This window comes from Flavobacterium sp. LC2016-12, from assembly GCF_015351595.1.
In the GTDB taxonomy this organism is placed as follows: domain Bacteria; phylum Bacteroidota; class Bacteroidia; order Flavobacteriales; family Flavobacteriaceae; genus Flavobacterium.
Genome location: NZ_JADKPT010000014.1, coordinates 53596 through 78647, shown reverse-complemented (window position 1 = coordinate 78647; position 25052 = coordinate 53596). Strand labels below are relative to the sequence as shown.

Genomic DNA, 25052 nt, shown 5'->3' with positions numbered 1-25052 from the left:
TTCTGATTCGTATCTTCGTGCTCTCTTGCAAATAAGATTATGCTATTTCAAATTAAAGCTTATTTAAAATTCCTTTGGAACTCCAAAAATGAACATGGAGTACATTCGCCATTTGTTTTTAGTTTACTGACCAAATGTTTTTATGATCAAAAGTTTAAAGCTGAATATGATATTCTGAAAAACTATCGAAAATCATTATTAAAAAATAAAAACTATATTGAAGTAACCGATTTTGGTGCCGGCTCAAAAGTCTTTAAATCGAACAGAAGACAGATTTCTAAAATTGCATCGACAGCCGGAATTTCTCCAAAACGAGCCGAATTATTATTTCGCGTTAGCAACTATTTCCAACCCAACAGTATTCTTGAAATTGGAACCTCTTTAGGATTAGCCACTTCGGCCCTAGCCTTAGGAAATCCGAAAGCAAAAGTAATTACATTGGAAGGTTGTCCTCAAACCGCTACTATTGCTAAAAATCAATTGAATCAGTTTGATTGTAAAAATGTGGATAGTATTATTTCAGAATTCGAATCTTTTTTAATTTCTGAAAATCTACAAGCTACAAGCTACAATCTAATCTATTTTGACGGTAATCATTCTAAAAAAGCAACGCTGACTTACTTTGATCTTTTATTACCAACGATAGATAATGATTCCGTTTGGATTTTCGATGACATTCATTGGTCACCAGAAATGGAAGAAGCCTGGGAAATTATTCAAAACCATCCGAAAGTGACTGTTACGATTGATACTTTCCAATGGGGATTTGTCTTTTTTAGATATGAACAGCCAAAAGAGCATTTTGTGATTAGAACATAAAAAATGGCAACCATTTCTGATTGCCATTTAGTACTAATTCAATTTATCTAAAATTTATTTTTTAGCTTCTTTATTTTCATCAGATTTAGCTCCCATTCTGTTTACAGTATACATTGGAGCAAATTTCATTTTTAAACCTGCAATTTTTCTGTTATCTTCAGAAGTTAAACCTTCTTTTTCAACCGTATTTTTACGGCTGTCCAGTGCTTCATACAATATTTTAATTTCATCCCAGTCTTCACGAGAGTAACTATCTTTATTATCCTCAACTGTATGAACGAATTGTTGGTAAACACTATGAATATTTTGGGCATTTACCCATGAAAAACTCATATCGTCTCCAATTTTTCCTTCACCAAACAAAGCGTTACGCAATTGTTGTTTCGGACTTGGAGCAGGTGGGGCAAAAACGGTGGTCATTTCATTTTTAAATTCTTCGTACTTTGTTTTACTTGCATTTATCCTTTCGGTTTCAGCAGCATTATCCTTAATATCAGCCAATGCCAATTGTGCATTTTCAGCTCTTCTGTCATATTCAGCTTCAACATCTTTCCAGTCTGCTTTCAAATCATCAGCTTTGACATTTTTTACTGAGTCAACGTAGGTTACGTAAGCATCAATTGTTTTTTGAGCTTTTTCTTGTTTTTCGTCTTTACACGATGTAAAACTCAATGCAATTAATGCAATTCCTGATAATAATTGTATGTTTTTCATAATTATTGATTGTTTAATTAATACATTAACAAATGTATCTAATAACCTAATATCAAAAATTACATCATTACCATGTTTTTAATATTAAAAAGATATTAAACATGTAAAACTTGCAGAATAATGATAATTTTACAAAATAAATCAAAAAATATATAATTAATTCAAAAAAAATATATTCATTATTTAATAGACCTGCAAACCAAAAGATGTTTTTGTAACAAAAATCAATTTCACGCTACTTATCGTTTATTGAAAAGTGTTTTGTACTTTTAAAACCAAAATTGTAAACCGAAATGGCAAATCCATTAATTAAAATAACCGACATTAAACGAAATTTTGTACTTGGTAATGAAATCGTTTATGTCTTAAAAGGAATAGATTTACAAATCAATAAGGGAGAATATGTAGCTCTAATGGGGCCGTCAGGTTCTGGGAAATCAACTCTAATGAATTTGTTAGGTTGTCTGGATACGCCAACTTCCGGAAACTATGTTTTAAATGGAAAAGATGTCAGCCAAATGAAGGACGATGAATTGGCAGGAATCCGCAATAAAGAAATTGGTTTTGTATTCCAGACTTTTAATCTTTTACCAAGAACTACCGCTTTAGATAATGTTGCATTACCTATGATTTACGCAGGTTATTCTAAATCTGACCGAAATGAGCGTGCTAAAGAAGTTTTAGCACAGGTAAATCTTGCCGACAGAATGGATCACCAGCCCAATCAGCTTTCGGGAGGACAACGTCAACGTGTTGCCATTGCCCGTGCTTTGGTTAACAAACCTTCGATTATTTTGGCTGATGAACCAACAGGAAATCTGGACAGTAAAACTTCTGTAGAAATCATGAAGCTCTTTGGAGATATTCACGCACAAGGCAACACTGTCATTCTGGTAACACACGAAGAAGATATTGCTGCTTATGCGCATCGCGTAATTCGTTTAAGAGACGGATTAATTGAAAGCGACACCACTAAATAGTTTAATTGGTTAATCGGTTATTTGTTTAATCGAAAAAACAAAAAAAGCTTAGCTTCTCAGCACCTTAGAACCTTAGCACCTCAAAAAAATGAAAGTATATACAAAAACCGGAGATAAAGGAACCACGGCTCTTTTTGGAGGCACACGTGTTCCTAAAGATCACATCAGAATTGACAGTTACGGAACTGTTGACGAATTGAATTCTTATATAGGATTGATTCGTGATCAGGAAATGGATACGCACTATAAAACTATTTTAATTGAAATTCAGGATCGCCTTTTTACGGTGGGCGCTATTTTGGCAACGCCACAGGAAAAAGAAGTTTTAAAAAATGGCGAACTTCGATTGAAAAATTTGGGTATCATTGATACTGATATAGAATTATTAGAAAATGAAATTGATCAAATGGAAGAAAGTCTTCCGCCAATGACGCATTTTGTTTTACCAGGAGGCCACCAAACCGTGTCATATTGTCATATTGCCCGCTGCGTATGCCGTCGCGCCGAACGTTTGGCAGTACATTTAAGTCATAATGAACACGTTCCTGAAATCGCAATCATGTACTTAAACCGACTTTCTGACTACCTTTTTGTCTTGGCACGGAAGTTGTCCTCAGACTTAAAAGCGGAGGAAGTAAAATGGATTCCGAGAAAATAAATTTTAGATTTTAGAGTTCAGATTTTAGATTATTATGATTTAAAAATCTAAAATCAATAATCTAAAATCCGCAATAAATAGAGACGTTCTTAAATTTTATTAAAATAAATCAAAATTTACTTGTCTTTTTCAGTAAAAAATTTATTTTTGCACAAACTAAACAGATAACAGATGTATTGGACATTAGAATTAGCATCTTATTTAAGTGATGCGCCATGGCCTGCTAACAAAGACGAACTTATTGACTACGCTATTAGAGCTGGTGCTCCATTAGAAGTAGTAGAAAACCTTCAGTCAATTGAAGACGAAGGAGAGATATATGAATCAATGGAAGAAATTTGGCCTGATTATCCAACAGACGAAGATTATCTTTGGAATGAGGATGAATATTAAAAAATAAACCAAAGGAAAAAGTCTCATCACAGAGGCTTTTTTTTTGGTTCTAAATACAACATTTACATATAATAGAAATATAACAAATCATGAGTTTCATAAACAGTATTATTAAAGTCTTTGTAGGTGATAAATCACAGAAAGATGTCAAAGCTTTACAACCTTATTTAAATAAAATTAAAACATTCGAAACCAGCTTAATGAGTTTGTCTCACGACGAATTAAGAGCGAGAACCGTATATTTTAAAGAAAAAATAAAAGAAGCCAGAGCTGATAAAGATGCTAAAATTGCTTCGCTTAAAGCGGAAGTAGAAAACATTGAAGACATCGACAAAAGAGAAGATCTTTATGATGCTATTGATGCTCTTGAAAAAGAGGCTTATGAAATTTCAGAGAAAACTTTATTGGAAATTCTTCCGGAAGCATTCTCTGTAGTTAAAGAAACAGCGCGTCGTTTTAAAGATAATTCTTTTATTGAAGTTACTGCAACTCCAAAAGACCGCGAATTTTCAGCTACAAAAACATATGTTACTATTGAAGGTGAAAAAGCTACATGGGCAAATAAATGGAATGCCGCTGGTAAAGAAATTACCTGGGACATGATCCATTATGATGTTCAGTTAATTGGTGGTATGGTTTTGCACGAAGGTAAAGTTGCCGAAATGCAAACGGGAGAAGGTAAAACTTTGGTTGCTACTCTTCCTCTTTACTTAAACGCGTTAACTGGAAACGGTGTTCACTTAGTAACGGTGAATGACTACTTGGCAAAACGTGATAGTACATGGAAAGCGCCTTTATTCGAATTCCACGGTTTAACTGTTGATTGTATTGACAATCACCAGCCAAGTACGGAACAAAGAAAAAAAGCATACGACGCCGACATCACTTACGGAACCAACAACGAATTTGGTTTTGACTACTTAAGAGATAACATGGCGCATTCGCCAAACGATTTAGTACAAAGAAAACACAACTATGCAATTGTCGATGAGGTCGATTCTGTATTGATTGATGATGCAAGAACGCCACTTATTATTTCAGGACCGGTTCCGCAAGGAGATCGTCATGAGTTTAACGAGTTGAAACCAAAAATTGAAAACTTAGTTTCTCAACAACGTCAGTTGGCAAATGGTTTCTTAGCGGAAGCTAAAAAATTAATCAAAGAAGGAAATACTAAAGAAGGCGGATTCTTATTATTAAGAGCTTACAGAAGTTTACCTAAAAATAAAGCATTAATTAAATTTTTAAGTGAAGAAGGAATTAAACAATTGCTTCAAAAAACGGAGAATCAATACATGCAGGATAACAATCGCGAAATGCATAAAGTGGATGAAGCTTTGTATTTTGTGATTGAAGAGAAAAACAATCAGGTTGAATTGACTGATAATGGTATTAAATACCTTTCTGGAGATACTGATTCCGATTTCTTCGTTTTACCAGATATTGGAACAGAAATCGCAGCTATTGAAAAACAAAAACTGGATAAAGATGCTGAAGCAGAAGCTAAAGAAAGATTATTCCAGGATTTTGGAGTAAAAAGCGAGCGTATTCATACGCTTACTCAGCTTTTAAAAGCATACGCCTTATTCGAAAAAGATGTAGAATATGTGATCATGGACAACAAAATTATGATTGTCGATGAGCAAACAGGTCGTATCATGGATGGTCGTCGTTACTCTGACGGATTACACCAGGCGATTGAAGCTAAAGAAAATGTAAAAATCGAAGCTGCTACACAAACATTTGCAACTGTAACATTACAGAATTATTTCAGAATGTACAGCAAATTAGGCGGTATGACGGGTACAGCGGTTACTGAAGCTGGAGAGTTATGGCAGATTTATAAATTGGATGTTGTTGAAATTCCAACCAACCGCGCCATTTCAAGACAAGACAAAGAAGATTATATCTACAAAACGACACGTGAGAAATTCAACGCTGTAATTGAAGATGTTACTGAATTATCAAACGCAGGAAGACCAGTTCTTATTGGAACAACTTCTGTAGAGATTTCAGAGTTATTAAGCCGTATGTTGAAAATGAGAGGCGTTACACATAACGTTTTGAATGCTAAAATGCACAAACAAGAGGCGCAAATTGTAGAAGAAGCAGGTAAAGCCGGAGTTGTAACCATTGCAACAAACATGGCTGGTCGTGGTACCGATATTAAATTATCTCCAGAAGTTAAAGCTGCCGGAGGTTTAGCAATCGTGGGGACAGAGCGTCATGATTCTCGTCGTGTAGACAGACAGTTACGTGGTCGTGCAGGACGTCAGGGAGATCCGGGAAGTTCTCAATTCTACGTTTCGCTTGAAGATAACTTAATGCGTTTATTTGGTTCTGAAAGAGTAGCCAAAGTAATGGATAGAATGGGATTACAAGAAGGTGAAGTTATTCAGCATTCTATGATGACTAAATCTATCGAACGTGCTCAGAAAAAAGTAGAAGAAAACAACTTTGGTGTTCGTAAACGTTTATTAGAATATGATGACGTTATGAACTCGCAACGTGAAGTAGTTTACAAACGTCGTCGTCACGCCTTATTTGGTGAGCGTTTGAAACTGGATATCGCTAATATGCTTTATGATACTTGCGAATTGATCGTGAGTCAAACTAAACCAGCTAACGATTTCAAAAATTTCGAATTTGATTTAATTCGTTATTTCTCTATCACTTCACCAATTTCTGAAGCTGATTTCCAGAAATTAACTGATATTGAAATCACAGGAAAAATATACAAAGAGACTTTAGCTTTCTATACTGAGAAAACAGAAAGAAGTGCAAGAGAAGCTTTCCCAATCATTAAAGGTGTTTACGAGGAGCCAAACAATCATTTTGAGCGTATCGTAGTTCCATTTACTGACGGAATCAAAACTTTGAATGTTGTAACTGACTTGAAAAAAGCATACGAAAGTGAAGGAGCTCAGTTAATCGCTGATTTCGAGAAAAACATTACACTTTCTATTGTTGATGAGGCCTGGAAAAAACATTTACGTAAAATGGACGAATTGAAACAATCTGTTCAATTAGCCGTTCACGAACAAAAAGATCCATTGCTTATCTACAAATTAGAAGCTTTTAACTTGTTTAGAGGAATGTTGGATACTGTTAACAAAGATGTTATTTCATTCTTATTCAAAGGTGATTTACCAGCTCAAAACGTTCCTGAAATTCATGAAGCAAGAGAAGTTCGTCAAAAAGAAAACTTCAAATTGAGCAAAGACGAAATTCCAAACAGCGAAGAAATCAACCGCGAAGCTGGAGAAACACAACAACGTCAGGTTACTGAAACGATTGTAAGAGATATGCCAAAAATCAACCGTAATGATACTGTAACAGTTCAGGAAGTTGCAACAGGTAAAACTGAAGAAATGAAATTTAAAAAAGCAGAAACTTTAATCGCTTCTGGCGCTTGGGTACTTGCTAAATAATAAATTTTAAATAAATACATTTCAATCCTCAATTACACTTTTGTAATTGAGGATTTTTTTTTTGCAAAAAAAATAATATTTATTCTTTCTAAAACGAATAAACTGTATTTTTGCCAGCGTAAACAACAAACAAAGCTTTGAAGCGAATTTTAATCATATTTCTTTCTTGCATGCTCTTACTTCCTTCTTTTGGAAGTTTCTTTGTTTATACCTCATTCAAATTAAATCAGGAAGAAATTTCAAAAACCATCTGTGTACAACGAAAAATGGTTTTTAATTCTTGTAACGGTCGATGTGAACTTCAGAAAAGTTTGAAGAAATACGCTGACAACGAAAAAAGAATGCAAAACAATCTGAAAGAAAAAGCAGAAGTTGTTTACATTCAAAACACGGCAACTGCTAATTTTAAATTAGTAACTCTTATCGAATCTAAAGCAAAACTTTTTGCTTCTTTTGATAAAAAACCAATTTCGGTTTCAAACAGTACTTTCCACCCTCCATCCTATTTTATATAAATTTTAGCTGCCCTTTTCAATTTCAAAATTGAAAAGATTTTTTCTTGGCTTTACGTCAGGGAAAAAGACATGTTACTTTTTAAAATTTATATAATTTAAAATGAAAAAAATATACTTTACCCTACTTATAATAGGGCAATGTGTCTTCGCTCAAGATGAAGTGAAGCAAGACACAACAAAATCTCAAGAATTAGAAAACGTTTTTATAACTGCCAATCGTACTGCAACTATTCGCAAGGAAACTCCTGTCGCAATTAGTAAAATAACAGCAAAAACGATTAACGAAACCAAAGCAACTGCAGTCTACGAGATCATTAATAAAACACCAGGAGTTTTAATGGTCAATTTAGGCAACGAACAACATATGATGTCGATTCGTCAGCCAATGACAACCAATGCCTACTATCTTTATTTGGAAGATGGTTTACCAATTCGTCCAATGGGAATCTTCAATCACAATGCTTTACTGGAAATTAATCAATATAACTTACAAAGTATTGAAGTGGTAAAAGGTCCCGTTTCCTCTTTATATGGTCCGGAAGCAGTTGGCGGAACTATTAATTTAATTTCAGTAAAACCTCCAGTTGATCCTGAATTTAAATTTGGCGTTCAGGCCGATAATTATGGTTATAGACGATTTCAGGCGGCCGGTGGTGCAACGATAGGAAAAGTCGGTTTTCATATAGCCGGAATTTCAAGTTTACAGGAAAATGGCTGGATGACGTATTCTGATTATAACAAAGACAATCTAAACGCAAGAATCGATTATAATATCTCTCCTTCCACCCGACTGATCAGTAATACCATGTACGGAAAATATTATTCTGACATGAGTGGAAGTGTAAACGAGGATGCTTTTAACAATAGAACGTATAAAAGCACTACTGATTTTACCTATAGAAAATCTGATGCTTTACGCACCCGTTTAACATTAGAACACGATTGGAACGATAATTCAAGCAGTTATATTACCGCTTATTTACGAGACAATAAATTAGGTCAAAATCCCTCCTACGGAATCAAATGGAGTCCGACAGTAAATCCAACAACGGCTAAAGGCGAAGTAAATTCTAATAATTTCAAAAGTTACGGAGCTATCGGACAGCATACTCAAAAATTTGATTTCTTAAATACTAAAATTGTTGCCGGAGCCTTATACGATTATTCTCCCGTTACGTATTGGGCTTATGTGATTGATTTGAAAGCGAACTTAAATCCCGGAGAACCTGGGAAACAAACCGTAGATTCTTATGAAATTATTGCAGAACATCCAGATTCTAAATTAGCCGATTATACTGCTGATATTTTCAACACGGCCGGCTATGCGCAAGTAAGTTTTAATCCGATAGAAAAACTAGTTATTACTGTTGGCGGTCGTTATGACAACATGAAAATAAATTACGACAATGCTATTGACAATTCTACAGGAAGCAAAGTTTATGACAAAATGACTTTTAAAGCCGGTGCGAATTATAATCCGTTTGAATTTGCCGGTTTTTATGGTAATTATTCTCAAGGATTTGCGCCTCCTGGAATTACTTCTATTTTCAGAACAAAACCCGGAACTGGTGGAACAACTGGCGTTCCTGCTGATTTCTATTATAACTTAGAACCTGCTACTTTCAACAATTACGAAGTTGGCGGATGGCTTTCTTTCCTTCAAAATAAATTAAACTTTGATTATGCATTGTATTACATGGAAGGAAAAAATGAACTATTAAATATCAAACTTGCAGATAATTCAACTGATTATCGATCGGCTGGAGAGACACGTCATAAAGGAATTGAATTCGGAGCAACATATAGACCTTCAAAACAAATCAATTTTCGTTTGGGCGGAACTTACGCACAACATACTTATATCGATTTTAAACTTTCAGACAAACCATCAGATCCGGTTCAGAACTTAAATGGAAAAGAAATGCCTTCCGCACCAAAATGGTCTGGAAATTCGGAGTTGAGTTATTATCCAAATTGGCTTCCAAATCTAAGAACTTCTTTTGAGTGGCAACTTGTTGGAAGTTATTACCAGGATCAGATTAACACGGTAAAATATGACGGTTATAATATCTTCAATGCCCGAATTGGCTATCAATGGAAAGGAATTGAAATCTACGGAAACGTACTGAATTTAACGGACAAATTATACGCTTATAATGTTACCAGAGCCAATACAACAAACGCTCAACCAACCTATAATGCAGCGGCGCCAAGAACTTTTGTTTTCGGAATCCAGTATAATTTTTCATTAAAGAAATAATATTTAGCCACAGATTAAAATTATTTAAATCCTTTAATCTGTGGCAAAAATATCAAGTAGACAAATCATAAGAACACGAATATGAGTAAAGAAATAAAAGAGAAAAAGTCTAAAAAGAAAGATTCTAAGCTTGTCAAGAAAATCAAGCAGCAAATGTACAAATGGCATCGTACAATTGGCTTGATTACAATTATTCCCGTAATTTTCTGGACATTATCTGGTTTGATGCACCCTTTTATGGCGCATTTTTTCAAACCGGAGATTGCTCATGATAAACTGGAGCAACAAATTATTGATAAAAATCAATTACATTTTTCAATTCAGGAAGTTCTACAAAAAAACGAGATCACTCAATTCAAGAATTTCCGAATAGTTTCTTTTAACAATGCAACTTATTATCAGGTAAAAACGATTTTTGGTCAGCTGTTATATTTTGATGCTTCAAATGCAAAAAAACTTGAAAATGGAGATCAAAAATATGCCGAATGGCTTTCAAGATATTTTTTAGAGGATCAAAAAAGTGCTGTAAAAAAGAGTGAGATTGTGACTGAATTCACCTCTCAATACAAGTATGTAAACCGTTATTTGCCCGTTTACAAATTGAGTTTTGATCGTCCGGACACTATGGAAGTTTACGTGGAAACTTCTTCTGGTAAATTGGCAACTTATAATCCAACGTCAAGACAATGGTTTATTTGGTTTTTCGACACTTTCCATAATTGGTCTTTTGTAGATGCTATTACCAATAATAGTATACGCATCATTACCATGATTTTATTATTATCCATCATTGGTTTTTCTGCATTGAGCGGAATTTTAATTTATGGTTTATTGTGGAAACAATTCAAAAAAACAGATAATTTGCAACCCAAAAAAGGACTTAGAAAATACCATCGTCAAATCGGAATTTGGGTTTCGCTTTTCACTTTAACATTTGCTTTTAGCGGCGCTTATCACGCTACTACAAAATGGACTCCATACACTTTATCACAAATGGTTTATGAACCGACTTTTGAAACCAAAGAAATTCCTTTAGCCAGCAATACTTTGAATTTAGACTGGAGTCGTTTTCAAAATGCAAGTATTATTACTTTAAACGACACGACCTATTTCCGTTGTCAATTATTGGAAAAAGAAAAATTCAAAAAACCAAAAGCCGATTCAAATTCGAAATGGAATAAAAAAGACGAGAAAAAATCGGAAGTAATTTATATCAATGCAGTAAGCAATAAAGTTGTTCCCAATATTGATCTTGAATATGCTGAGTTTCTGGCATATTATTTTACAGATGGAGCTCCAAAAGCAGCTTGTTGCGAAATGGTAGAGACTTCAGACGAACTGGAAACTTCATTAGAAAATGCAAAACTATTGGAATCTAAAGTTCTGACGGATTTTGAAAGCAGAGAATATGGCTTTGTAAATAAGAGATTACCTGTTGTAAAATTGGCTTATGATACTCCGGAAAAAACAACATATTTCATAGAAACAGCAACTTCCAGATTAGCCGCTAAAATTAAAAGCTCTGATATGGTCGAAGGTTATTCGTTTGCTATCCTACACAAATTTTTGTTTATGGATTGGGCTGGGAAAAACATTCGGGATCTAACAATGGTTCTGGCAGCTTTGACCATTTTGATTGTTAGCGTTTTAGGATTTATTTTGTTTTTAAGAAAGTAAAGAAAAAATCTCGCAAAGCCGCGAAGACGCAAAGTTTCAATTTTCTTGGCGACTTCGCGACTTTACGAGATTAAAAACTATAGAGATGCTATTTACTTTGCGTTCTCCTCATAATAACGAGCTTCAATTCGTTTGATATCTTTAATTGAACTTTTAGCCCAGGCCAAACGTTTCTCCAAAATTTCTTCTTCTGACAATTGCCATTTGATATCTGAATTTCGTAATCTATTGGTTAAGTTTTGAATGATGATTGCAGCTGAAACTGAAATATTCAAACTCTCGGTAAAACCAACCATTGGAATCTTCAAAAAACCATCTGCTTTTTGTAGAATCTCTTCTGACAATCCGTCTCTTTCTGTTCCGAAGAATAAGGCACTTGGTTTTGTAATATCAAAATCTTCCAACAAACAATCATTTTCATGCGGCGTTGTCGCGATAATTTGATAGCCTTGCTCTTTTAAAGTAGAAACACAAGTTGTAATGGAATCAAACTGATTGATATCAACCCATTTTTGAGCACCCATCGCGATTTCTTTATCGATTTTTTTTCCGTAACGCTGTTCAATAACGTTTAATTCCTGAATTCCAAAAACCTCACAACTACGCATTACGGCACTTGTATTGTGCATTTGAAAAACGTCTTCTACCGCAATTGTAAAATGCTTTGTACGGTTTCCCAATACATTTAGAAATCTTTCTTTACGATTGTCGGTTAATATATTTTCAAGAAAAGCCAGGTAATCTAAATCAATCATTTTATTTGAGTTTGGCGCAAAAATACATCATAAATAAACAGAAAGAAAAAATCCTATAAATTTTCAACGCACTACATCTTCAAGAAGAGTATTGTTCAGCTTTTCATGTAGCCTATTAACATCGGTGAAATCTATTTGCAATTTTTCTTCTTTAAAATTATCGCCTTTAAAAATGGCGTTTTCATCTTTAGAATGTCTTTTTAAACGTCCATACATTTTATCAAGTTCAACCAAAGGGTAACTGGTATCTATAAAAGAGACGAAATTTTCTATTACACTTTGCATTCCTTCATTGTAATTAAGCTTGATCGTATTTTGATCCTTTTGATAAAAATCGAGAAAACCCTGAAAATATTTTTCCAGAACCAAAGCTCCGTATTGCTGAAAACTAATTTTACTAATTTCTTTAGCTGTAATTCCAAAAATAGCAGAAGGCAATACATTAGGAATCATGTGCATTCCCGTCCGTTTTTGATGTGATTTTAAAACTTCATCCGGATTTCTATAAAGCAATCCAAAAGGTATTTCAGGAAAAATAGATCTCAAATAACTGGCATTAAAGATATGCCAGGCATCTAATTTTATAATTAAATTCTTTTGCTCCGGAAATCGCTTTTGTCCCAATAATACAAGTACTGATTTTAAAAGAATACCTTTTTTATCTAAATCGATAAGATCACATCTCAGAATCTCATCTATAATGGGCGCTTCAGAAATCATAACATTTTCTGAAGAACTTGCCAAAGACTGACTCAACATGGTAGAACCACAACGTGACACATGAAAAATTAACGACTTGAGTTCAACAGCAATTAATTGATTAGACCAATCAATAAGATTTTCTACAGTTGTAACTACTTTAAATGGTTTTGAATTATAAGAATGTTTCCAGCATTTTGAAATTGTTTCATCAAAAAAAGGATCAGCATATCTTATATCATCCAAATAAATCCATTCAAAATAAACCTCCTTATCTTTTTCAATTAATTTATACGGAATCCAGTTTGAAAGAGCATGATTTCTATTTTCCATTTTTTCTATTTATTGTGCTAATAAATCAGCGATAATTCTAGCATTAACTTCTGATGGATTTCTTGAAAGTTCTGCTATAATCTTTTGTTTTACCTCATCTGAATATTGCACTTTTTCATTAGAATGTTGTACATCAAACCCCATTTCGGTAAATAATTTATCCGACCAATCATTTCTTATACAATCAAGCGTAAGATGAATACGTGGTTCATTGCTTTTGTTTTCTACGCTATGCGGAAGCTGAAAATTGGCGTACCAGCTTTCTCCCATTTTCATTGGAACACGTTTTTTATCCATATAAAAAAACACTTCCGAATTTGTTATAATGGGAATATGGATTCTGAAAAAACCATCTTCATAAGACGTATCATTGTCAACATGTTCTTTTATTTCACTCTGTGGTCCCAATCTAAGCAATCGCACTGCTTCTTTTTCGCATTGAAACCAGTCCATTATTTCTTTAAAATAAGGGCATCGATCAAGCAGATCAGTGTTTTTATAGGCTTTATTGGCAAAAGATGTAATGTCGTTTATTAAACCGGATTGCGATCTTAAAGAAACGCTTGTCCAATTACCTTTAAATCGATTGGTATTAAAATGAGGAGTCCACAAATCGGTTTCGCATATTGCGAGTTCTTTTTGTAATTTTTCTATAGAGAAAGAAATCGGAAGTTTAATGAAAGATGGATTCATATACTTTATAAGTTAAGATAAATTGGTAATAATAAAATTGTATAATTTATCAGTTGAAAAGGGCACTGTTTCACAATCTGTATTTAGCACCAAATCAGCTTTTGGTGGAACTTCAAATACATCGCTTATTCCCGTAAAATTTTTTATTTTGTTACTATCATGATCTGGCAATAATGCCTTTTTATACAATCCTTTTGGATCTCTTTTTATCAAATTTTTTATAGAACAATCTAGAAATACTGTTCTGACAAATTCATAGGAACGCAATTCATTTCTCAGATTTTCATACGGATTTATCACGGACATCAAGACAATTGTATTCTCACTTATAAAATTCAATCCTAAATTAAAAAGACGTCGGACATTTTCGCATCTGTCTTCTTTTGAAAATCCTAAATCTTTACAAATGGTTTTTCTGTAAACATCGCCATCAATAATTTCAACTTGATATCCGTTTTCAATTAACAAATGCCGAACGTTTTCTGCTAATGTTGTTTTACCTGAACCTGATAAACCTGTAAATTGAATTAAAATCATTTGAAATTTTCTTTTATTTTACGCTACATTAAAACTAAATAATTTACAAGACCCTGACAATAAGTATAAATACGCTTTTATCACTAATTCAAAAGGCAAGAAAAATCCAAAGTAGTTTACCATTTTTTAAAGAATTAGATAAGTAAATTGTTATTTTTATCTTTTAATTAAATAAGATGAAAAAGAAGTTAGTTGTTTTAACCGGAGCCGGAATCAGTGCTGAAAGTGGTATCAAAACGTTTCGTGACAGCGATGGTTTATGGGAAGGCCATGATGTGATGGAAGTGGCAACCCCTGAAGGCTGGCGAAAAAATCAGGAATTGGTTTTAGATTTTTACAACAAAAGACGTCAACAGCTTAAAGAAGTGGAACCGAATTTAGGTCACAAAATTTTAGCCGAATTAGAAAAAGATTTTGATGTTCATATTATTACACAAAATGTTGACGATTTGCATGAACGTGCTGGCAGCACAAAAGTTTTGCATTTGCATGGAGAATTATTAAAAGTAAGAAGCGTTCAAAACAGAAATCATATTCTCGATTGGACCGAAGATTTATATACCGGAGATTTTGATGAAAAAGGACATCAATTACGACCACATATTGTCTGGTTTGGCGAAGATGTTCCCGCATTGGAAGAAGCGATTGAAATTACGGAAACGGCAGATTATTTTGCCGTCATTGGAACTTCATTACAAGTATATCCTGCGGCCGGACTGATTTCATATACTTACAGCATTACACCGGTTTTTTATATTGATCCAAAGCCAATTGCGATTCCGAATATCCAAAATAAAGTTGAAGTTATTACTAAAGTTGCTTCGGAAGGAGTTGCGGAATTAAGAGAGCGATTAAAATCACTTTAAAACCCATAAATGCACTTTTTCATGACTTTTTATCCCCAAATTCTGTTTATATTTGCACCTTTCGAACAAACAACATAACAATGACTACTTTAAACGAATTGAATGCTATATCGCCAATTGACGGAAGATATAGAAGCAAAACCCTTTCATTAGCACCTTTTTTCTCTGAAGAAGCTTTAATCAAATACCGTGTATTGGTTGAAATCGAGTACTTTATTGCTTTATGCGAAGTGCCATTGCCACAACTTTCAGGTGTAAACCCAAATTTATTTGACAGTTTACGTGACATTTATAAAAAATTCTCAACTGAAGACGCACTTTGGATTAAAGAAACCGAAAAAGTAACCAACCACGACGTAAAAGCGGTGGAGTACTTTATCAAAGATGCTTTTGAAAAATTAGGTTTATCTCAATACAAAGAGTTCATTCACTTCGGATTAACATCTCAGGATATTAACAACACTGCGATTCCGCTTTCTACAAAAGAAGCTTTTGAGCAGGTATATATGCCGTCTTTAATTTCTTTAATTTCTAAATTAAAAGAATTAAGCGTAGAATGGAAAGACATTCCTATGTTGGCGCGTACACACGGACAACCAGCCTCTCCTACTCGTTTGGGTAAAGAAATTTTGGTTTTTGTAGAGCGTTTAGAAGAACAAATGCGTTTGTTATTCAATATTCCTTTTGCAGCTAAATTTGGTGGTGCAACAGGAAACTACAATGCACATCATGTAGCTTACCCACAAATCGACTGGAAACAATTCGGAAATAAATTTGTAGAAACAGATCTTAGTTTACATCACTCTTTTCCAACAACTCAAATTGAACACTACGATCATTTTGCAGCATTTTTTGATGCTTTAAAAAGAATCAACAATATCATCATCGATTTAGACCGTGATATCTGGACGTATGTATCAATGGAATATTTTAAACAAAAAATCAAAGCAGGCGAAATTGGATCATCTGCAATGCCACATAAAGTTAACCCAATTGATTTTGAAAACTCTGAAGGAAATTTAGGAATTGCGAATGCTATTTTCGAACATTTGGCTGCTAAGTTACCAGTTTCAAGATTGCAACGTGATTTAACTGACAGTACTGTTTTACGTAATATTGGAGTTCCAATCGGACATACTATCATTGCATTTGAAGCTACCTTGAAAGGTTTAAACAAATTGTTGTTAAACGAAGCTAAATTTGCTGAAGATTTAGAAAAAAACTGGGCAGTTGTTGCTGAGGCAATTCAGACAATTTTACGTCGTGAGGCTTATCCAAATCCATACGAAGCTTTGAAAGGTTTGACAAGAACAAATGAAGCAATTGACAAAAAAGCGATTCATAATTTTATTGCAACTTTAGAGGTTTCTGATGCTATTAAAGCAGAATTAATGCAGATAACACCTGCAAATTTCACAGGAATCTAAAAAAAACCTAAAATATTTTCTCAAAAAAAGCTATCTTTAACGATAGCTTTTTTTATTTACCTCGGGAAGCTACGCCAGATTTAATGAAAGGCTTGAAAAAAGTTTTCATTGAAAAACTGGAGGAAGCTCCGAACTAAAATACCACTTTATGATTTCCTTATACGCTGCTGCAGAAACTACACACCATTTGAGACCTTTAATTAGTGATTTAGGATTGATCCTGATCACTGCCGGAATTGCTGTATTACTTTTTAAAAAAATGAAACAGCCTTTGGTTTTAGGTTATTTGATTGCTGGTTTTTTAGCGGGAAACCATTTTGATTTTTTCCCATCCATCACAGAAATGAAAAGTGTTGAAGTTTGGGCTGAAATTGGTGTAATCATTTTGCTGTTTAGTTTGGGACTAGAGTTTAGTTTTAAGAAATTAATGAAAGTCGGTGGCACGGCATCTATTACTGCTATTACCCAAATTATTACCATGGTGATTATTGGTTATCTGGTGGGGCAATGGATGGGCTGGGCCTCAATGGATAGTATATTTCTTGGCGTTATTTTATCAATTTCATCAACCACAATTATTTTAAAGACCTTTGATGAATTGGGTGTTAAAGCACAAAAATTTGCCGGAATCGTTATTGGATCTCTTATTGTTCAGGATATTGTTGCCATTTTAATGATGGTTTTACTTTCAACTATTGCGGTAAGTCAGCAATTTTCTGGAAGTGAACTGATGATGTCGGTTTTAAAACTGATTTTCTTTTTGACTGTCTGGTTCTTAGGCGGAATCTTTTTTATCCCTACCCTTCTTAAAAAAACAAAGCATTTATTAACTGATGAGATGCTATTAATTGTTTCATTAGCCTTGTGTTTAATGATGGTTAGTTTTGCTGCCAATGTTGGGTTTTCACCTGCTTTAGGCGCTTTTATAATGGGATCTATTATTGCCGAAACTACGCAGGCAGAACATATTGAACATTTAATAAAACCTGTAAAAGATTTATTTGGGGCGATTTTCTTTGTTTCTGTCGGAATGTTAATTGACCCGAAAATGTTGTATACACATGCACTTCCTGTAGCTATTTTAACACTTGTTACGATTGTGGGGCAATCCGTAAGTTCTACCATTGGAGCTCTACTCGCCGGACAGCCTCTGAAACAATCTGTACAAACCGGAATGAGTTTGTCGCAAATTGGGGAGTTCTCATTTATTATTGCTACTTTAGGAATGACTTTAAATGTTACAAGTTCCTTTTTATATCCGGTTGTAGTAGCCGTTTCTGCCATAACAACCTTTACAACACCTTTTATGGTGAAATATGCGGTTCCTTTTTCAAATTTTCTGGAACATAAATTACCAAGAAAATGGGTCAAAAATATTAACCGTTATAGTGTCAATGCACAAGCAATAAAATCTGTGAGCATCTGGCAAAAAGTACTGAATGCTTATATCGTACAGATTATTCTCCATACCGTTATAATTACAGCAGTCATTTTATTATCAGCCAAATTTGTTGCGCCTTTAGTGGCTGATACCCGATTTGGAAATACATTGGCAGCTCTTATAACATTGGTTGTTATAGCTCCGTTTTTATGGGCACTTTCATTACGACGCATAGCCGATGAGGAAGTAGAATTACTTTGGGAAGAACGTAAATATCGTGGTGCCTTATTGATGATGATTTTAATCAGAATGGGATTAGGATTGTTTTTTATTGGTTTTTTACTAAACATTTTCTTTTCGCCATTAGTTGCATTTGTCGCCCTAATCATTGCTATTGCTGTTTATCAAATATTCCCTAAAAAACTAAATGAACAATATCACAAGATCGAAAGCCACTTTTTGAAGAATTTAAACGATCGTGAAAACAAAAAAATAGACAGACGTTATGCCAACTTAATGCCTTGGGACGGTCACATGTCGTTTTTTGATATTGGAAAAGAATCAAATTTGGCTGGTAAAACACTGGAAGAATTACGCATTCGCGAGCAAATGGGAATTAATATTGCCTATATAAAACGAGGTGATGTTATGATCTCTATTCCAACTAAAAACGAACGCTTATTCCCTGGTGATGAAGTATGTGTAATTGGTACGGATGCACAGGTTACCGAGTTTACTAAATATTTAAATCAAAACGAAGTCGAAGCACCTGAGTCAGTTGAAGAATCTCAAATTGTCTTACGCCAGCTGGAGGTTTCCCAAGAAGAATTTATTGATAAAAGTATTGGTCAGTTTAGAGGAAAAACCGGTGGAATGGTGGTTGGAATTGAAAGAAACGGAAATCGAATCTTAAACCCGGAATCCAATATCGTTTTAGGAAAAAATGATATTATCTGGGTTGTTGGAGACAAAAAAAGAATGAGTGAGTTGATGAAGAGAACTTAGGAAAAAAGGTTCTAAGGGACTAAGATTCTAAATTTCTGAGTTTTTTACTCTTTGAAAATCTTAAAATCTTAGTCCCTTAGTACCTCAACACCTTATTTGTTCGGTTGCGGTGTCATACGCAAATATGGTTTTATTGGCGTGTGTCCTTTTGGGAATTTAGCCGGAATATCGCTGTCAGGAACTGCCGGAGTAATTACTACATCTTCGCCGTCTTTCCAGTTTGCCGGAGTTGCTACGCTATAATTTGCTGTTAATTGTAAACTATCGATAACACGAAGCAATTCGTCAAAATTTCTTCCTGTTGAAGCTGGGTATGTTAAAGTCAGTTTGATTTTTTTATCGGCACCAATTACAAAAACAGAACGAACTGTAAATTTATCGCTTGCATTTGGATGCAGCATATCATATAAAGTGGCTATTTTTTTATCTTCATCAGCAATTATCGGAAAATTTACCGTTGTATTTTGAGTTTCGTTAATGTCTTTGATCCACTCTTTGTGTGACTCTAAACCATCAACACTCAAAGCGATAACCTTTGTATTTCTTTTAGTAAATTCCGGAAGATAATTGGCTACTGTTCCCAATTCTGTTGTACAAACAGGAGTAAAATCTGATGGATGCGAAAATAAAACTCCCCATGAATCTCCTAACCATTCATGAAAATTAATTGGTCCTTCTGTGGTTTCTGCATGAAAATCCGGAGCTATATCGCCTAATCTTAATGTTGACATAATTATATTTTTTTAGTTCCTCTAAAATTACTAAAAAATATAATTAAAAAAACTAAACTCTACTTTTTCTATCAATTTTACTATAATTAATTTAGATTACTGAAATCATGTGTAGTCCCTACTGGACAAGATTGCGAGATTAATTTTCTTTGCTACCAATATATAATCTCTACGAGATACAATTTATAATTTACAGACTAACAAAAAAGATAATCCGTTAGGATTAAAATATTGGTAGCTAAATAGAAATCAACCACAAAAAAATATCCCGTAGGGATTATACTTTTAGAATCAGATAATTAACGAAATTATAAATTAGCTACTCGGTTGAATTAGTCAAAGCTGATATAAGTCTTTCAAATTAAACTAACAATAAAGTACCAGATGGCTAGGGTTATAAAAGAGATGGGAATTCCGAAACCAATCATCATGCTGCTTAACTTTGGTTTTAAACCATAAGTAGAAGCTAATATGGCACCTGTAATCATTGGTGCCATTGCGATTTCTATTATGGTTATTTTAATCGCCTCAGAATGTTGATTGAAAATAAAAACATATAATACCATAATAATGAATGGCGTAACAATAAGTCTGAAAAAAAGTCCCAATCGTAAAAAGCGCCAATGCTGACTTCTTCTATCAAAATTTAATTGCAATCCAACAGAAAATAGAGCTAATGGTGTAACCAGACTTCCTACTTTCAATAAGACAGATTGAAGATTTAGCTCTAAATCATAACTGAAAATATTCAAGGAACACGCCACCACAAACGTAATGAAAGGCGGAAAGAAAATTACTTTCTTCAAAATACTCCACGCATCCGGACTGCCTTTAGAATAAAAGGCTGCAACAAAAACACCTAAAGTCGAAACTACAACAAAGGTTCCGGGTTGATCTACTAAAATAGCGGTTTCTAAACCTTTTTTCCCAAATAAAGCTTCTACTATAGGATAGCCTAAAAAAGAGGAATTACTCAAGCCAGCTGTCAGCACCAAACAACCAATTAGTTTATTTGACCAACCCAATCGTCGACCCAAAAAATGAAAGAAAACAAATGCCAGGAAAAAACTAATCCAGCCCGCTCCTATTGGAAACAATAAATCATTGTTCCATTTTATTTTGGGGATATGATATAAAGTAATGGCAGGTAAGCAAACGTAAATGACAATTTTATTAATGCTTTTATAGATATGAGTTGGAAATCGCTTTACATTTTGCAAAAGCAATCCTAAAAACAAAAAGAAGAATATCTGAATAAAGTTGTTCATATCACTGAGTAGTGACAAAAATAGACATTTATAAGTTGATCTATAAAACAAATTATAGTACTTCAAAAAGTTTTTTGTTACTTTTAATATGTAATTTAAAAAAATCAATGCAGTTAATTAGAGACAATTTTGAGCGAATGGTAAATCTTTCTGATGATGACTGGAATACTTTTTCGTCAAAGCTCATACGTCAGGAATTTTCAAAGAAAACGCCAATACTTGAAACAGGTCAGATCGAAAACTATCTTTCTTTTGTAGAGAAAGGATTAGTTCGATATTACATTCCGGATGAAGATAGCGACCTTACTTTTACATTTGTATTTGATGGAGAATTTGCAAGTGGCTATGATTCCTTTATTACTAGATTACCGGCAAATTACATTATTGAAACTCTTGCGGATACGGTACTTTGGCGCATATCTTATAGTGATCTTCAATATATTTATGCCGAAACAAAAATTGGCAATACTATTGGACGTCTTGCTAGTGAAGACTTGTTTCTAAAAAAAACCAAACGAGAACTTTCGCTACTTAACGATTCTGCTGAGCAACGGTATCGCAATCTCTTTATAGAACAGCCACAATTGATTCAAAAGATTCCTCAAAAATACCTCGCTTCTTATATTGGTATTACTCCACAAGCTTTGAGCAGAATAAGAAAACGTATTTATTAAGGACCAACGCTAAATATTGCGGAAAACATAAAATAATATTCACTAACTATTTTTTACCGAAGGGAACGCAAAGATTTTTATCTAAGAATGTCTTAGAAAGCACAGGGTTCGCAAAGCTTATTCAATGCAAAGCTTTACGAACTTTGCCTTTTATAAAAGCTAAGAGTAAAAAAATTAGCGTTCTCTGCGGTAGTTTTTTTCTCCATAGGAATTTATTAACCCAGGTTCATTGTTTTAAGTTTCTTTAGGATGCAACTTTGCATAAAAAAACATATGGAAACCTTAATTATTTTATTCGGAGTTTTTGCAAGTGCATTGCTTATTGTAAGACTAATAACTAAAAGATTTGAATTTTCACAGGCTGGCAGAATTGCTATGGCAGCCATGCTTGTCTTTACGGCGATTGCGCATTTTGCATATGCCAAAGGAATGGCAATGATGATCTCTTTTTTGCCTTGGACTACTGAAATTGTATACATTACCGGAATTATGGAACTGGCTGCCGCGGCAGGGCTCTTGATACCAAAAATGACATTGCTCACAGGCAAGCTGCTTATCGTATTTTTTATAGTGCTGCTTCCCGCTAATATCTATGCCGCATGTAACAATATAAATTTGCAAACTGCCGATTATAGCGGTAAAGGCATCTCGTATTTATGGTTTAGAATACCGCTACAACTTCTTTTTATACTTTGGGTTTATTACGCTACGATCAGGAATCAATCAAAAATCAAATAGCACTTCAAGGAAATGCACACTATTCAAACAAACGATATGCACAACTTACCGTTTTTATCTTAGCTTCTATTTAAATTAAATTTTAGTTAAAACATTTTTTTATTTGACAAAACGCATTACATTTGTAATATATTTTATTACAGTATGATTTCAGGTAAATTTGCCATAACGATTCACATTCTTACTTTGCTCACCAAATATCCAAATGATTATTTATCATCTGAATATATTGCGGGAAGTATTAACCTAAATCCTGTTTTGGTACGAAAAGAAATTGCCAATTTGAAAGCACATCATATTGTAGAAAGTAAGGAAGGGAAAAATGGCGGAACAAAATTAGCCGTAGATCCTACAAATCTTACTTTGAAAGAAATATTTGAAATGACTTTTGAAACCATTAATTTAGGGTATGCTAAAAATCAACCCAATCCGGATTGTCCGGTTGGAAAAAAAATCAATCAAAATTTAGCCGCTTTATATGCGGATATGAATCAGAAAGTTAGTTTACAATTAGAAGGAATTTCTTTAGAAGATTTTTCGAATCAGTTCTAAACTATTTTTTTACACAAAACTGTAATGTTTTTTATTACTAATTAAAATTATATATTATGAAAATCGCACTTATTGGAGCAACGGGATTTGTAGGCTCAGCCATTTTAAACGAATTGACAAGCAGAAATCATGATGTTACTGCTATTGCAAGAACACCAAAAGAAACTACAAATGTGAATTGGGTAGCCGCTGATATTTTTAACTCAGATGAATTAGCAGCAATTCTGAAAGGAAATGATTTAGTGATCAGCGCTTACAATTCAGGATGGAGTAACCCAAATATATATGACGATTTTATTGCGGGTTCAAAATCGGTTCAGGAAGCGGTAAAAAAATCAGGAGTAAAACGTTTCATTGTAATTGGAGGCGGCGGAAGTTTGTTTGTTGCACCAGGCTTACAAGCTGTAGATACACCAGATTTTCCAAAAGAATATTATGTTGCCGCAACTGCTGCACGTGATTACCTCAACATTATTAAGGAAGAAAAAGAACTGGATTGGGCATTTTTTAGTCCGGCTTTCGAAATGCACGCGGGAATTACAACAGGAAGAACCGGAAAATACCGCTTAGGATTAGAAAACCCAGTATTCAATGACGAGCAAAGAAGCATTTTATCTGTAGAAGATTTGGCTGTTGTAATTGCTGACGAAGCCGAAAACGCAAAACACCACCAAGTAAGATTTACTGCAGCTTATTAAACACGAATTTCACTAATTAGCACTAATTAATTTGTGGAATTCGTGAAATTCGTGTTGTACCTAAGAACAGTTTCAAGAATCCTTTTTTGAAACTGTTTTTGTTTTCTGTACTTTTACAATACCAAAAAATGTATTTTGTCAAGTCCAAAAAAACAATCTAGCAGTTTACAAGAAAAAGCAGGTATTTCACCTCCTGAAATTATCAATGTATCGGCTATCAGTCAAATTCAGAAAAACAGGCGAAAACAACCTTCTTCAGAAGAATTAATTGCCGGAATTCTGGATGGAAACAGAACTGCCTTAAGTCGTGCCATAACTTTGGCAGAAAGTACCAATCCAGAACATGCTGATAAAGCAAATGAAGTTATTAAAGGATGTTTACCTTATGCCAATAAATCCATCAGAATTGGAATTACAGGCGTTCCTGGCGTTGGAAAAAGTACTTTTATTGAAGCTTTCGGAACATTTCTTACACAGCTTGGCAAAAAAGTAGCCGTGTTGGCCGTTGACCCGAGTAGTTCGCTTTCGCATGGAAGTATTTTAGGAGATAAAACCCGTATGGAAGAATTGGTAAAAGATGAAAATGCTTTTATCAGACCAAGTGCTTCCGGAGATACTTTAGGTGGCGTGGCGAGAAAAACACGTGAATCGATTATTTTGTGCGAAGCTGCAGGTTATGACACTATCATTATCGAAACTGTTGGTGTCGGACAAAGTGAAACTGCTGTTCATAGTATGGTGGATTTTTTCTTATTACTAAAAATTTCCGGTGCCGGCGATGAACTTCAGGGCATTAAACGTGGTATCATGGAAATGGCAGATGCGATTGTCATCAACAAAGCCGATGGCGATAATATTAAAAAAGCGAATCAGGCGAAATTGGAATTCAACAGAGCTTTGCATTTATTTCCGCCCAAAAAATCAAACTGGCAGCCAAAAGTAACGACTTGCAGTGCCATTACCAAAGAAGGTATTCTGGACATTTGGAACACTATTTCGAGTTACATTGAAATGACCAATGAAACGGGTTTCTTCCAGGAAAAAAGAAAAGAACAAAACAATTTCTGGATGATGGAAACCATCAACGAACAATTGAAACTAAACTTCTATAATCAACCCGAAATTATTTCACAATTAGAACAAAACAAAAAAGCAGTGCAAAACGGTGAAATTTCACCTTTTGCAGCTGCTCAGAATTTGTTAAAACTTTATTTTAACAAAGGTTCAAAGTAGCAAAGGTTCAAAGCG

General features: G+C 34.1%; 23 protein-coding genes. 16 read left to right on the top strand and 7 right to left on the bottom strand.

The window, feature by feature from the left end; genetic code table 11:
* Nucleotides 1-39: 39 nt before the first annotated feature.
* Nucleotides 40-819, top strand: a complete 780-nt coding sequence (locus IRZ99_RS18655; protein WP_194658722.1) for an O-methyltransferase — start codon at nt 40-42, stop codon at nt 817-819.
* A 54-nt stretch (nt 820-873) separates the two neighbouring features.
* On the opposite strand, the gene IRZ99_RS18650 is transcribed toward IRZ99_RS18655, so the two are convergent.
* On the bottom strand, nt 874-1533 hold the full coding sequence (locus tag IRZ99_RS18650) for a DUF6565 domain-containing protein (protein ID WP_194658721.1): 660 nt from the start codon (nt 1531-1533) through the stop codon (nt 874-876).
* Between the two features lie 293 nt (nt 1534-1826).
* Here IRZ99_RS18650 and IRZ99_RS18645 point away from each other — a divergent pair, with 293 nt between their 5' ends.
* The 7 genes from IRZ99_RS18645 (at nt 1827) to IRZ99_RS18615 (ending at nt 11447) form a co-directional block, all read left to right on the top strand.
* The gene (locus IRZ99_RS18645; RefSeq protein ID WP_194658720.1) at nt 1827-2513 is read left to right on the top strand and encodes an ABC transporter ATP-binding protein; all 687 of its coding nucleotides are present in this window, start codon (nt 1827-1829) and stop codon (nt 2511-2513) included.
* An 88-nt stretch (nt 2514-2601) separates the two neighbouring features.
* Entirely contained in the window at nt 2602-3171 is a 570-nt protein-coding gene (locus IRZ99_RS18640) for a cob(I)yrinic acid a,c-diamide adenosyltransferase (protein WP_026984909.1), read from the top strand.
* Between the two features lie 171 nt (nt 3172-3342).
* Nucleotides 3343-3564 carry a DUF2795 domain-containing protein gene (locus IRZ99_RS18635; RefSeq protein WP_007138072.1) on the top strand — a complete coding sequence of 74 codons (222 nt, stop codon included), beginning with the start codon at nt 3343-3345 and terminating at the stop codon, nt 3562-3564.
* 89 nt (nt 3565-3653) lie between these two features.
* Complete coding sequence (secA, locus tag IRZ99_RS18630) at nt 3654-6995, top strand: preprotein translocase subunit SecA (protein WP_194658719.1); 3342 nt, start codon at nt 3654-3656, stop codon at nt 6993-6995.
* Between the two features lie 170 nt (nt 6996-7165).
* The gene (locus tag IRZ99_RS18625) at nt 7166-7510 is read left to right on the top strand and encodes a hypothetical protein (protein WP_194658718.1); all 345 of its coding nucleotides are present in this window, start codon (nt 7166-7168) and stop codon (nt 7508-7510) included.
* A 100-nt stretch (nt 7511-7610) separates the two neighbouring features.
* Complete coding sequence (locus IRZ99_RS18620) at nt 7611-9770, top strand: TonB-dependent receptor (RefSeq protein ID WP_194658717.1); 2160 nt, start codon at nt 7611-7613, stop codon at nt 9768-9770.
* Nucleotides 9771-9851: 81 nt separating this feature from the next.
* A complete protein-coding gene (locus IRZ99_RS18615) occupies nt 9852-11447 on the top strand; it encodes a PepSY-associated TM helix domain-containing protein (RefSeq protein ID WP_194658716.1) in 1596 nt (531 codons plus the stop codon).
* 92 nt (nt 11448-11539) lie between these two features.
* Here the strand turns inward: IRZ99_RS18615 and IRZ99_RS18610 are convergent, their stop codons facing one another.
* The 4 genes from IRZ99_RS18610 to cysC all read right to left on the bottom strand — a co-directional run bounded on the left by IRZ99_RS18610 (nt 11540) and on the right by cysC (nt 14464).
* The gene (locus tag IRZ99_RS18610; protein WP_194658715.1) at nt 11540-12202 is read right to left on the bottom strand and encodes an RNA methyltransferase; all 663 of its coding nucleotides are present in this window, start codon (nt 12200-12202) and stop codon (nt 11540-11542) included.
* A gap of 63 nt (nt 12203-12265) precedes the next feature.
* Nucleotides 12266-13234, bottom strand: coding sequence for a sulfotransferase family protein (locus IRZ99_RS18605; protein WP_194658714.1), 969 nt, complete (start codon nt 13232-13234; stop codon nt 12266-12268).
* A gap of 9 nt (nt 13235-13243) precedes the next feature.
* Complete coding sequence (locus IRZ99_RS18600) at nt 13244-13927, bottom strand: aspartyl/asparaginyl beta-hydroxylase domain-containing protein (RefSeq protein ID WP_194658713.1); 684 nt, start codon at nt 13925-13927, stop codon at nt 13244-13246.
* Nucleotides 13928-13939: 12 nt separating this feature from the next.
* The gene (gene cysC / locus IRZ99_RS18595; protein ID WP_194658712.1) at nt 13940-14464 is read right to left on the bottom strand and encodes an adenylyl-sulfate kinase; all 525 of its coding nucleotides are present in this window, start codon (nt 14462-14464) and stop codon (nt 13940-13942) included.
* Between the two features lie 176 nt (nt 14465-14640).
* Between cysC and IRZ99_RS18590 the strand changes: the two genes are divergently transcribed.
* The 3 genes from IRZ99_RS18590 (at nt 14641) to IRZ99_RS18580 (ending at nt 19143) form a co-directional block, all read left to right on the top strand.
* Nucleotides 14641-15330: an NAD-dependent deacylase gene (locus IRZ99_RS18590; RefSeq protein ID WP_194658711.1), complete on the top strand. Its 690-nt coding sequence runs from the start codon at nt 14641-14643 to the stop codon at nt 15328-15330.
* 80 nt (nt 15331-15410) lie between these two features.
* A complete protein-coding gene (purB, locus tag IRZ99_RS18585) occupies nt 15411-16757 on the top strand; it encodes an adenylosuccinate lyase (RefSeq protein ID WP_194658710.1) in 1347 nt (448 codons plus the stop codon).
* A gap of 148 nt (nt 16758-16905) precedes the next feature.
* Entirely contained in the window at nt 16906-19143 is a 2238-nt protein-coding gene (locus IRZ99_RS18580; RefSeq protein WP_194658708.1) for a cation:proton antiporter, read from the top strand.
* Nucleotides 19144-19235: 92 nt separating this feature from the next.
* On the opposite strand, the gene IRZ99_RS18575 is transcribed toward IRZ99_RS18580, so the two are convergent.
* Nucleotides 19236-19874: a peroxiredoxin gene (locus IRZ99_RS18575; protein ID WP_026984920.1), complete on the bottom strand. Its 639-nt coding sequence runs from the start codon at nt 19872-19874 to the stop codon at nt 19236-19238.
* Nucleotides 19875-20230: 356 nt separating this feature from the next.
* On the bottom strand, nt 20231-21160 hold the full coding sequence (locus IRZ99_RS18570; protein ID WP_305069336.1) for an AEC family transporter: 930 nt from the start codon (nt 21158-21160) through the stop codon (nt 20231-20233).
* 89 nt (nt 21161-21249) lie between these two features.
* Here IRZ99_RS18570 and IRZ99_RS18565 point away from each other — a divergent pair, with 89 nt between their 5' ends.
* From IRZ99_RS18565 to meaB, 5 genes are all read left to right on the top strand, one after another.
* On the top strand, nt 21250-21816 hold the full coding sequence (locus tag IRZ99_RS18565) for a Crp/Fnr family transcriptional regulator (RefSeq protein ID WP_194658707.1): 567 nt from the start codon (nt 21250-21252) through the stop codon (nt 21814-21816).
* A gap of 273 nt (nt 21817-22089) precedes the next feature.
* Complete coding sequence (locus IRZ99_RS18560) at nt 22090-22554, top strand: hypothetical protein (RefSeq protein ID WP_194658705.1); 465 nt, start codon at nt 22090-22092, stop codon at nt 22552-22554.
* A gap of 144 nt (nt 22555-22698) precedes the next feature.
* Nucleotides 22699-23106, top strand: coding sequence for an Rrf2 family transcriptional regulator (locus IRZ99_RS18555; RefSeq protein ID WP_072973170.1), 408 nt, complete (start codon nt 22699-22701; stop codon nt 23104-23106).
* A 56-nt stretch (nt 23107-23162) separates the two neighbouring features.
* Complete coding sequence (locus IRZ99_RS18550; RefSeq protein WP_194658703.1) at nt 23163-23804, top strand: NAD(P)-dependent oxidoreductase; 642 nt, start codon at nt 23163-23165, stop codon at nt 23802-23804.
* Between the two features lie 135 nt (nt 23805-23939).
* The gene (gene meaB / locus IRZ99_RS18545) at nt 23940-25037 is read left to right on the top strand and encodes a methylmalonyl Co-A mutase-associated GTPase MeaB (RefSeq protein WP_194658701.1); all 1098 of its coding nucleotides are present in this window, start codon (nt 23940-23942) and stop codon (nt 25035-25037) included.
* Nucleotides 25038-25052 lie beyond the last annotated feature (15 nt).